This is a genomic window from Delftia sp. 11MD (assembly GCF_050907895.1).
GTDB classification, from domain to species: domain Bacteria; phylum Pseudomonadota; class Gammaproteobacteria; order Burkholderiales; family Burkholderiaceae_C; genus Comamonas; species Comamonas tsuruhatensis.
In genome coordinates this window covers 2254916-2264860 of sequence record NZ_CP194333.1, presented here as the reverse complement: position 1 = coordinate 2264860, position 9945 = coordinate 2254916, and the positions used below count along the sequence as shown (strand labels likewise).

General features: G+C 66.2%; 8 protein-coding genes. All 8 read right to left on the bottom strand.

Annotated elements, in window-relative coordinates:
* Nucleotides 1-4 precede the first annotated feature (4 nt).
* The 8 genes from ACRSCF_RS10135 to ACRSCF_RS10100 all read right to left on the bottom strand — a co-directional run bounded on the left by ACRSCF_RS10135 (nt 5) and on the right by ACRSCF_RS10100 (nt 9941).
* Nucleotides 5-1627 (bottom strand): hypothetical protein, encoded by a 1623-nt coding sequence (locus tag ACRSCF_RS10135; RefSeq protein WP_432675673.1) that lies wholly within the window; start codon nt 1625-1627, stop codon nt 5-7.
* Between the two features lie 11 nt (nt 1628-1638).
* Complete coding sequence (locus tag ACRSCF_RS10130) at nt 1639-2310, bottom strand: hypothetical protein (RefSeq protein WP_203400664.1); 672 nt, start codon at nt 2308-2310, stop codon at nt 1639-1641.
* A 1-nt stretch (nt 2311) separates the two neighbouring features.
* Nucleotides 2312-2773, bottom strand: a complete 462-nt coding sequence (locus ACRSCF_RS10125) for a hypothetical protein (RefSeq protein WP_034364626.1) — start codon at nt 2771-2773, stop codon at nt 2312-2314.
* A gap of 76 nt (nt 2774-2849) precedes the next feature.
* Entirely contained in the window at nt 2850-3326 is a 477-nt protein-coding gene (locus ACRSCF_RS10120; protein WP_203400663.1) for a hypothetical protein, read from the bottom strand.
* A gap of 73 nt (nt 3327-3399) precedes the next feature.
* The gene (locus ACRSCF_RS10115; protein WP_046240351.1) at nt 3400-4692 is read right to left on the bottom strand and encodes a DUF4043 family protein; all 1293 of its coding nucleotides are present in this window, start codon (nt 4690-4692) and stop codon (nt 3400-3402) included.
* 70 nt (nt 4693-4762) lie between these two features.
* On the bottom strand, nt 4763-5839 hold the full coding sequence (locus ACRSCF_RS10110) for a hypothetical protein (protein ID WP_203400662.1): 1077 nt from the start codon (nt 5837-5839) through the stop codon (nt 4763-4765).
* Between the two features lie 220 nt (nt 5840-6059).
* A complete protein-coding gene (locus ACRSCF_RS10105) occupies nt 6060-8321 on the bottom strand; it encodes a hypothetical protein (protein ID WP_432675669.1) in 2262 nt (753 codons plus the stop codon).
* A 9-nt stretch (nt 8322-8330) separates the two neighbouring features.
* The gene (locus ACRSCF_RS10100; RefSeq protein WP_034364632.1) at nt 8331-9941 is read right to left on the bottom strand and encodes a terminase; all 1611 of its coding nucleotides are present in this window, start codon (nt 9939-9941) and stop codon (nt 8331-8333) included.
* Between the last annotated feature and the right edge of the window lie 4 nt (nt 9942-9945).

The following is a 9945-nucleotide window of genomic DNA, read 5'->3' as shown; positions in this document are numbered from 1 at the left end:
CAACTTACCCAAGATATCGTTTCGACGCCCCTGCTCCGTAGAAGGCGTCAAACTGGGCCGCCAGCTTGGGGTCCTTTTTCAAGATGTTGACGTGATTCGATGGCGGCTGGATCGGTGCTCCATCAACCTGCTGCACCTCACCCGTCACGCCGTTGTGCCGGATGATGCTGCCCTGGGTTGTTGACCCGTCGGCATTCTTGATGGCAGGCGTGACCGTGACCTTCCAGGGCGACGGATCTGCATCCCCCCGGATCGCGCGCAGGCTCTGCTGAGCCTGCTGCTTCTGCTGGGGCGTGGCGTTGGGATCGAGCAGCGTATTGCGCAGCTGCTCTTCCTGGCGTTGGGCCCGGGTTTTGAAGCCGCGCGCTTCGGCCTCGCCCTGAAGGCGCTGCTGCTCGATGCCCAAGCGCATGCCCGTGCGCCCGGTTTCGCCGGCCTGCTGCATGGCCTCGCGCTGCACGCCACCGGATTGCTGCATGTCTTCGCGCATGAGGCCTGCGTTCTGGCGCATGGTCTCGGCATCCAGGCCTGGCTGGGCCTGGCGCAGCGCCGAGTCGGTCTGCAGGGCGGCCTGGTAGGCGGCCACGGCCGGTGGCGGGCCGGACTGAGCGCCACCGCCACGGAAGCGGGCCATGCCTGTGGCCGCCCACTCGGGCCGATTCGCGATGCTGCTCGCGCCGGTCTCCAGGTTCTGGAGGTCTTTGCGGGCCTGCCAGTCGTTCCCGGAGTGGGCGACGGTGGGCGCCTGGTAGCCGGGGAAGCCCAGGCGGGGCTGCTCGACCTCGGTACGCTGGCCTGGCGTGAAGCCGCGAGCCGTCGATTGCGCGGCCAGGTTCTGGGCTGCCAGGTCGTTTTGCCGGGACGGCAAGCCGCGCGGCTGGGCGCCGAGCGCCGCGCTCTGTGCGCTGTCGCCGAAGCTGTTGCCCTGACGAAAGATCCCGGGCTGAACTTCCTGTGGTGCGGCTGAGCTGGGCGGGCCCATGGGGCTTCCGGCGGGAGGCGTGGCCTGCGGCGAGGTGGACGTGGCTGCTGGAGCGGTGGAAGGCACGGGATTCACCCCTGTGGAGGCTGCAGCAGGCGTCGATGCCGCGGCACCACCAGCGATCCCTGCACCAGCGGCCAGCGCGCGCGGGGCATTGAGGCCAGAGTTAATCGCGCCGCTGATAGCCCCGCCAGTTCGCGCGATGGCCCGGGCGCTCCCACCCAGCGCACCAGGCACAGCATTTGCCAGATTCGACACATTGCGTCCGACCTCGGTGTTCATGGGATTGGACTGGGAGCCGTCAGGACCCGGAGCCTTGGGGTAGCCGTCCGTCGGGATCTGGTCTTCGGGCCGGCCGCCATTGGCGAAGAACACCTTGGGCTTGAAGCCGCGCGGCACGAATGCCTGCTCGGGCGCTGGTGTATGGGTCGCATCGACGGCGGCCTGCAGCGCCCCGGCCCCGCCCATGGCGTGCACGGTATCGGGCGGCAAGACGAACTCACCCGGTTTCACCATGGCGGGGATGGAGTCGGGCGCCTGGTTCTGGGCCTCAGCAACAGCCGCGGCCTTGCTGCGCGGGCGGAAACCCAGTCGCGGCTGCTCAGCCGCCTGCGCTTCTCGCCGACCTGGTTGAAAGCCGAACATGATGGCTCTCCTCAAAGAATGATGGATTCGGTGACGTGAGGCTGGTCCTCACGGGTTTGCCGGCGCAAGTCGGAGTCGGGCCGGCGCCCAAAGTACCGAGTGAACTCAGCCTCTGCTGCTGCCGCGCGCGTCGGGTCGAAACCATCCGCGTCTGGCTGCGAGAAAGCACGGTGCAGGGCCCAGAGCACCAGCTTTTCATGGCTGAAGGCATGGATCTCGGGCGACTCTCCTGAGCTGCACATGGGTCGCAGCGGAAGGCGGTAGCCCTCCAACACCAGACGCCCATTGCGCGGCGGGGCCGGCACGAGTCGGATGGATCGTTCGCCCTGCACAGCCCAGCGCATGCAATCAAGACGCTTGTGGCGCCACCCTGGCTGATGTCGGTCCAGCCATTCCGTGGAAACCAGCTTCAACTCTTGTGGTTCCCGCGCGCCGTCGATCTCGTAGGCGAGATAGGTGATCTCGTACAGGGCGGGGTGCAGAGGATAGGTGGCCTGCCCTTCCTTCACCGGCACATGGCAGAATTGAGGGCGCTCTACTTCCAACAGAAGCCGGCCGCGCACCGCCGCTTCAGCCACGGCCTCGTTCAGCCAGGCTGTCACCAGTTCCTCGCCCCAAAGGTAGGGCTTCACGCAGTCTTTGGAGTCGGCGCGGAAGCGGTTGATCAGATCCTGGAGCGTCATATCAGCGTGCTCCGAACTGCTCGATCAGGTTGGCCACCTCGGCGCGCATCTTGGCCTCACCCTTGCGCGCGTCGAGCTTGACCTCGTACTTCGCCGCGTATTCGGCCAGGGCGCCCTTGTCCATGCCCTCGATGGTCAGCAGCATGGCCTCGGTGGCCGCGCGCTCTTGCTGCTGCAGCTGCTCTGCCTGCTGCTGGGCGGCGTGCGCTTGCTGGAGCGCTGCATCATCAGCCTGCTGGTCCGATGTGTCGGGCTGCTGCGCCTGCTGACCCTGCTGGTCGGCAGGCTGCAGCTGCTCTGCCTGCTGCTGATCGACGGGCGCGCGGCGGAACTCCACGAAACGCAGCAGCTTGCGCGCGACGGCCTCGGGCACCAACTTGATATCGCCAGGCTCCCAATGGGTGGCAGCGTGACGGTCGTGATAGGGCTTCTTGCCCGTGTATTCCAGCTTGTCGAACTTCATGATTCGCTCCGTTCATGTGAAACAAGCCGGACAGGCCGGCTTGCTGCATCGTTCATCGCCGCGAGCGCGGCTTCGATCAGGCCACGCCTTCGGGGACGCCCAGCACCACCACGTCCAGCGCGCTGGCCTTGGCGTTGTCCGCGCCGCCCACGGTCAGGATCAGGTACGCATCCTTGGGCAGCGTGATGACCGGATTGGCGGTGGCGTTGCGCAGACGCGCCGTGGCGGCCAGGTTCACGCCAGCGCCGAAGTAGTCGTCGTCCTGCGGCACGGCCGGCACATCCACGCCGTCGGCATACTCGAAGCCGATCTTGGCAGTGACGGATGCCGTCATGCCAACGGCAACGACAACCAGGCTGTCGATCAGCTTGAAGCCAGCGGGCAGCAGGCCCAGGCGGATCTTGGTGCCCTGTATGGCGGGCGTCAGGATGTCGCCGCCCAGGGCCGCGCCGGCCGCATTGGTGGCCAGGGTGTAATGCAGGGCGCTCAGGTTGCCCCACGGAGTCGCACCCAGCTGGTTGCTGGAGGACTGCACTTTGGTGATGGTTGCCATGTTGGCCTCCGATGAAATGGTGAAGAACTCAGCGGAGGACAGGCGATCAGCAGACCGCCCGCCCTGGGGCGCGTCAGTTGCGCTCGCCGATGATGCGCACGGCTGTGTCGATGGCCGTGACGCCGTGGTCGGTGTAGTGCTTCTTGCCGTTGCCCTGCGACACCAACCAGCGGATCTTGAAAACGCCCATGATGGCGCCGATCAGCAGTTCCATCTTGTCGCCGTGGTCGAAGTCCTTCTCGCTCCAGAAGAAGGGCATACCGCCGTGCTTGGACTTGCCGAAGGCCTGAGCCAGCGACTGGCCGCCCAACAGGATCGCGCGGTCCACCGCATGGGTGGTGCCGAACGAGGCGGGGACGGTGCAGGTGCTTTCCGTCTCGGTCTCGTAGGAGGCGCAGTAGCGAACGGTGTCGCCAGCATAGAAGCGGATGGGCTTGGGCATCTTGCAGATCAAGATGCCGTTCCACAGGCCCACTTCGCCGAGGAACAGGGGGTGGTTGTTGGCTTTGGACGCGCGCGCCAGGGCGTTCGCCTGGAACTGGCGGAAGCCAGGGTCCTGGGCAAATGCGTGGTACTGCGCGGGCGAAACCAGCAGCACACGCAGCGGCGAATCCTCGGCCACCTTGTCCTCGGGGATCTTGATGGCGGGCGGCGGCAGTGCGATGGACTCCATCACCGTGCGAATGCTGTCCACCACGTCCATGCCGAGCACGTCAGTGGAGGCAATGTCCAGCTCACCCGCGTTCACCGACACAGTCTTGATGGAGTCGCCATCGGCGATGTAGTGCCGGTTGCGTGTGGGCGCCTTCACTTCGTTAATGGCGAACTCCGCGAAGTCCGGATGGGCGCTGGTCGGCAGACGCCATTCCATGCCGTCTTGAAAGCCGCGCGCGCCCGCCAGGTGGGTCAGCATCAGCTGGTCCTGGTAGCTGTTCATCAGCGACAGCGCAATGGGTCGGCCGATGCGACGGAATTCCACGGGGGAATTCATATCGGTCATCGTGTTGCCCAGGTCCACAGGGAAGCGGACTTGGTTCACGCGCACGCGGCCGTTGTCCAGCTCAATCCCCGTGCCCTTGCCCTCGGCCATGCGGTTGCCCATGATGGGATAGGCGTTGGTGGGCTGCACGAAGTGGAACTCCACCTCGGAGCCGTGGCCGCGCGTCAGGTCCACCGTGCGCACGATGGGCATGTCGGTGGCGGTCTGCTTGCTCAGCACGGCGCTGACGTGAGCCTCGCCCTGGGGGACCGTGCCCACCATGCGGTTCAGCGTCGAATTGCGCTGCATGGACTGAGCGAACAGCCCGGCAGCCTGGACGAATTGGGCATTCGGCGAACCGGTTGCCACATTGGTTTTTCCGGACATATGTCCTCCGTCTTGGGGAGAGGGCTGCCTCATCACGAGGTGGCCCGGGTTTCAAAAAATATTCAGCGGTTCACGCCAAGCTGTTCATCAAGGCATCGATCTTTGCCGACGACATACCGCTCATCACGTTGAGCAGCGCCGCGGGGTTGTTGGCCAGTGCCTGCGCGCGCTCCGCTTCACTGGCACCGGCAGCCGCGCCCGTCAGTTCGGACAGACTCACCGGCACGGCCTGCACTGCATCAGCTTTCGCCTTTGCCACGGCCGCGTCCACGGCATTGGCAGGAGCGGCGGGCTTGGCACCCTTGAAGGTGCTGAAGACTTCCACGATCTCGGCGGCGGATCCGTTCTGCAGGACATTGGCCACGGCTGCGCGCGCGAAAGCAGGCTGGGCATCCACCCACTGCTTGAACTCGGCAGAGTCGGCAATTTCGTCCGCGTCCGCGTGGGCCGCATAGATCGCGTTGTCGTGCGCCTGCCGGGCGCTGACCTGTTCACGCTGCTGCAGCGGCTGCATCGCCTGGGCCAGTCGTGCGTCCACCAGTGCTGCGGCACGCTGGTCCACCAACGCAGCCACGCCCTTGGCGATGCCCTCCTCCGAGAAGTCGCCGAAAAGGGCCATGTCCACGCCTTGTGAGGCGGCGGCCTGGGCAATGGCCAAGTTCTTGTCAGCCGAAGTTGGCGCCGCGCCCGCTTGCTCGCGAGCCGAGGCATCCGCCTGGGCCTGTGCGAGGTTGGTTTGCTGACTGCGGGTCAACTGGTCGATCTGAGCCTTCAAGGTGGCGTTCTCGCTCTCCAGCGAATCGCCGCGCGCCTTGAACTGGTCGCGCTCGGTGCGAGCTTGGGCCAGCTTCTCAAACGGGATCGTGTAGCTGCCCGACTTGCTGGCAATAGGCGCGCCGGCCGGCTCGTCATCCTGAGCGGGCGCCGCGCCTGCAGCAGGTGCAGGAGCCGGGGTTGCTGCAACAGCGGGTGCAGCGGCAGGAGCGGGAGAAGGCGCTGCAGCAGTTTGCTCAGCGCCAGGGGTGGCGGTTGCGGGAGTAGCAGTGCTCGCGGCGTTGCTGGCTTCGGCGGTCTTGGTCGCGTCCGCGTCCAGATCCAGTTGTCCTGCAAAGGCGGATTCGAGCAGTTGCTCAGGGGTCATCGGCATGTAGGTGCTCCACATCCCCGGCTATCCGGCCGGGCCTGTTTGAAGGGGCACGCAGATTCGAGGATCAGGCCGGGGCCGAAGCCCCGACCATCACGCTCTCCAGCTGCGGGAGGTGCCGGCCCATCACGGGCAGGCTTCTCGTCTCTGGCTTTCGCCTTCAACGTGAAACACAGTGTCAGGCCGCGCGCGCGCAGCATCCAACTCTGGACGGAGTGAGCCGCTATAGGTTGTCGGCAGGGGTGGCCGTCTCGATCCCCTGCATGCCGCGCGCCGGCTCCTGAGGGATTGGCGGGAATGCGGGGCTGGTGTTCTCGCGCACCTGGGCGATGTCGCCGGCCGCGCCCGGCCCGCCCGGCTGAGGCGCGGGGCCGCCGGCCGCCACGTCCGGCACCGGGAAGTCTGGATCGTCGCCTCCCGGATTGGGCTTCTGGTAGCCCGCGCCCTGCATGATGGCGTCGGCAATGGGTGCGATGGCAGGATTCATGGCGACCTGTGCCCCGCCCTGCATCGCCGAGAAGGCGGCCTGCACGCCCACCTGTACGGCGTCGGCCATCACCTTCTTGATCTGAGCATCCGTGAGGCGCTCCTTCATCTCCAACTCGCGCGCCTTGAGGTCGTGCCCGGCCTTGGACAGCGCGGCCTGCACCTCCTGCTGAATCCGCTTCTCGACCTGCTCCGGCGTCTGCTGGCCCGTTGCTGCGCGGATGGCCTCCACCACCTGCTTCTTGCGGGGCAGATCCATCAGGTCAATCAGGAATGGCAGCGCAACCACCTGGATATGCTCAGGCAGGGACTTCACCGCCTCGGACAGCGAGCTGAGCTGCTGGCCTCGGAAGCTGCTGGTGCTCGGCACGTCCTCCAGAGCGACCTTCATGCGCGTGCGCAGCACATCGTTGGACCGATAGGCCAAGCCTGTGTCGGGGTCCTCTTCGGCCTTGTTCAGCACCACGGTGCGCGGTGGGTTGAGCACGTCGCCCTCGATCACGATGGTCTGCTCCTCGTCGCCCATGTCCTCGATGATCAGCGACATCAGCAACTCGCCCACCATCGTGCGCCCGTCCTTGGTGTTGTCCATCAAGTCAGCCATGCCGATCTGGGACTGCTCCACCTGGGTGGTTTCCTGCAGGCCGCTGCGCGCGGTGCCGGCCTGGCCCTGCATGGCGGGCGTCACCGGGCTGACCCGGCCCAGCGCGCGCCGGCTGTCTTCCATCAACTGCAGGTGCTGGGCGTTGAGCTGGAAATCACGGTCCACCTCGAATATGCCCCCGTCCTTCATGTGCTCTGCGTTCAGCACAATGTCGGCGTCAGGGCGCGCCAGTTGCTGGCGGATCTGAGCACTGGTCATGTCCGTAGCCTCCTTCGTCCGCCGCACCCGCGTCGAGGCCATGCCCCAGCGAAGCTTCGCCATGGTGCTGTTCAGGTTGTCCTGCGGGAAGAGCATGTCGCGCACCAGGCCGAAGGGCATGCCCGTCTGGTCTTCCCGATAGCCCCAGAACGGCACATACGGAAAATGCTGGTGTGGGTATGGCGTGGGGCCGTCGTGCAGGCAGATGGGTCCAATCCAGTAGGACCGACGCAGCCGCGTGACGGTCTCGCGCGACAGCGTGCCCGCGCCCGAGGCCACGGCCAGGCGGTGCTGCTGGTTGGATTCATCGAACTCGACCACGCGGCCGCCGCGCAGCCTCAGCACCAGCGCCGACACCCAGCGCCGGTACCAGAGTTCGCACAGGCTGAGCTCGTCGGTCTCCGAGCGGTACCAGGCATGCTCGCGCGGCGTCCAGGCGCGGGATACATCCAGGCCCGGCACCAGGCCCGTGGAATAGCCGCCCTCGCCCAGATAGCCGCCGTAGCCGCCAGGGCCAGATGCCGAGTCCGCGCGCATGATCAGCTCGCGGTGCTTGGGGAATGCCGCCGCGACCCGGTCTTTGCGGATGAACCGCTCCCGGAGCAGCCAGTGGGCGTCGGACAGGTCTGCTTCCTGCGCCCGGATGTCCCACCAGATTTCATTGCGGTGCACATACCGACAGCGGTAGGGGTAGGCGAAGGGATCGCTGGCCCGTGCAACCTCCACCCAGCCAAGGCCCACGCTCACCTGCGGCTTGAAGGCATCGCTGATCGCGCGATCTGCCCGGCTGTGGCGCTCTGCCTGGTTCAAGCGGAAGTTGAGCGCATCGGCCACGTCCTGGCCGCCTGGGTCGCCGTCGGGTGTCACGCGCCAGTCCGTCCGCGTCTTGGCCTCGTAGCCGCACACGGCCGCAATCGCCGGGCCGATGATGTTCTCCTTGGCTGGCGGGATACCGAAGCGCTTCATGCGCGCGAGCAGTTCGCTACCGAGCTGGTTGCCATCGGCATAGTCGGCTTCCATGTCGGCCTGGCGGCGCCACGGCGGCTGCTCCAGGATGTCATCAATGATGCGGGCATATTCGTGCGGCGTCAGCGCCGCGCCCAGGTCTGCAGTGCTCGGGGGGGTTGCATAGTTCATGGCAGTGCCTCACGCGCGCCAGTCCGGCGCATCCTCTTCCTCTTCGGGCTCGGCGCGCGCGCCGTACCCATCGTCATTGGGGTTGAAGAGCCCGCTTTCCTTCGCCTGCGCCCACTGCCGCAGCGCGTCCGCGCCTTCGGTGCAGCCGTTGGACTTGTCGGGCTCATCGATGAATTTGTTCAGCGCCCGGCTGAATTTCTTGCTGTAGCCGCGCAGGCGCTCCAGGCCAAAGGCACAGGCTTCCCGGTCGAACCAGGCGCCGCGCAGGTGCTTGCGCACCAGGTTGACGCCCGTCTGCAGCTCGGTGATGCGAGGCACCACCGTGAATTTCTGGCCAGGCATCAGGGCCTGCAGCTGCTGTTTGGTGGATCGGTTGGTGTCGCCCAGGCGCTTGTGATTCGCGTCGTGCGGCAGGAAGTGCGCGCCGAACACGTAGCCGAGGCCCTGCAGGTGGCGCACGTAGTGCCGCAGGTCTTCCTCGTGCTCTTCGTAGTAGTTGATGAAGCGGTCCTCACCGCGCAGGGACTGCATGAACCAGATGGCCGTCCCGTCCGCGCGCCCGATATCCCAGAATGTGTAAACCGGCAGATCCAGCTCGGGCACCGAGGTGATGCCGCCGCGCTTCGTGAGCGCGACCATGGCCTTGGCGTAGTACCGGCCCGCGCTGGACTGCTGGAATGCCTCGGCCGGCGTGGAGGGGTACTCCTGCCACATGCGCTCAGGCGCACCGGGGAAGTCAGCCTCCTGGGTGGCCACATACCAGGCCCGCTGTTCCAGATCGATGGTGCACTGCATCTCGACCTCGACCTGGTCGAAATAGTCGTGCTGCTCGCGCGCGACATGGACCAGGCCCGCGTCCATGCGGTAGTTGGGCTCCTGCCACCACGCGTAGAAGTGGAAGCGATAGTCGCGCGGGCTCAGCTTCTTGTGCGTGTAGTGCAGGGCCTCGGCCCGCTGGGACAGGTGGTAGAACTCGCCGTTGGCGCCCTCGGCCGTGCTCTCGATTACCAGGATGCCGGTGGTGGGCACGGCCGGAATGGAGCCGGTCATCACCTCCTTGGCCTTATGCGGGAAGCGCGCCGAGATCTTGCCCAGTTCGGAGACGTGGAGCCGATGGATCGTGCCCGACCGCATGGACGTAGCCACGCGCACGCTGCTGTTGTTGTGGGCGAACAGCAGCTCCACGGCACTGTCGCGCGCCAGGGGGAAGCGGTCTCGAATCTCCTCGGGCAGGTTCTCGTAGGCGTACTTCACCTTGTCCCGGAAGATGGCCTCGGCCGCCTCGCGGTCGTGCGCGATGATGCCGCAACGCTGATCCGCATTGAACAGCGCGTGGTCCAGCCACAGGATTGCGATCAGGGTGGTGAAGCCCAGCTGCCGCGCCTTCAGGATGATGTTGCGATGCCAGAGCCTGCTGATGAACCGCCTTTGCGCGCGATTGGGCCGGAAAGGCATGGTGAAGGTGTCAGCCTCTTCCCCATCCTTGGAATCGCCCTTGACCATGATCTTGTACAGGCAGCCGGAGAACAGGCGCCATTCGGGATCACGCAAGCACCGCTCCAGCTCCTCGGGCGTGTCGGGGAGCCGGTTCAGGGGAGCACTGTGGACGCGCGCGGCCACAGCC

Excerpts from the sequence above, each read along its gene's own strand:
- ACRSCF_RS10135 (WP_432675673.1), bottom strand. The coding sequence starts at position 1,627 with ATGTTCGGCTTTCAACCAGGTCGGCGAGAAGCGCAGGCGGCTGAGCAG.
- ACRSCF_RS10130 (WP_203400664.1), bottom strand. The coding sequence starts at position 2,310 with ATGACGCTCCAGGATCTGATCAACCGCTTCCGCGCCGACTCCAAAGAC.
- ACRSCF_RS10125 (WP_034364626.1), bottom strand. The coding sequence starts at position 2,773 with ATGAAGTTCGACAAGCTGGAATACACGGGCAAGAAGCCCTATCACGAC.
- ACRSCF_RS10120 (WP_203400663.1), bottom strand. The coding sequence starts at position 3,326 with ATGGCAACCATCACCAAAGTGCAGTCCTCCAGCAACCAGCTGGGTGCG.
- ACRSCF_RS10115 (WP_046240351.1), bottom strand. The coding sequence starts at position 4,692 with ATGTCCGGAAAAACCAATGTGGCAACCGGTTCGCCGAATGCCCAATTC.
- ACRSCF_RS10110 (WP_203400662.1), bottom strand. The coding sequence starts at position 5,839 with ATGCCGATGACCCCTGAGCAACTGCTCGAATCCGCCTTTGCAGGACAA.
- ACRSCF_RS10105 (WP_432675669.1), bottom strand. The coding sequence starts at position 8,321 with ATGAACTATGCAACCCCCCCGAGCACTGCAGACCTGGGCGCGGCGCTG.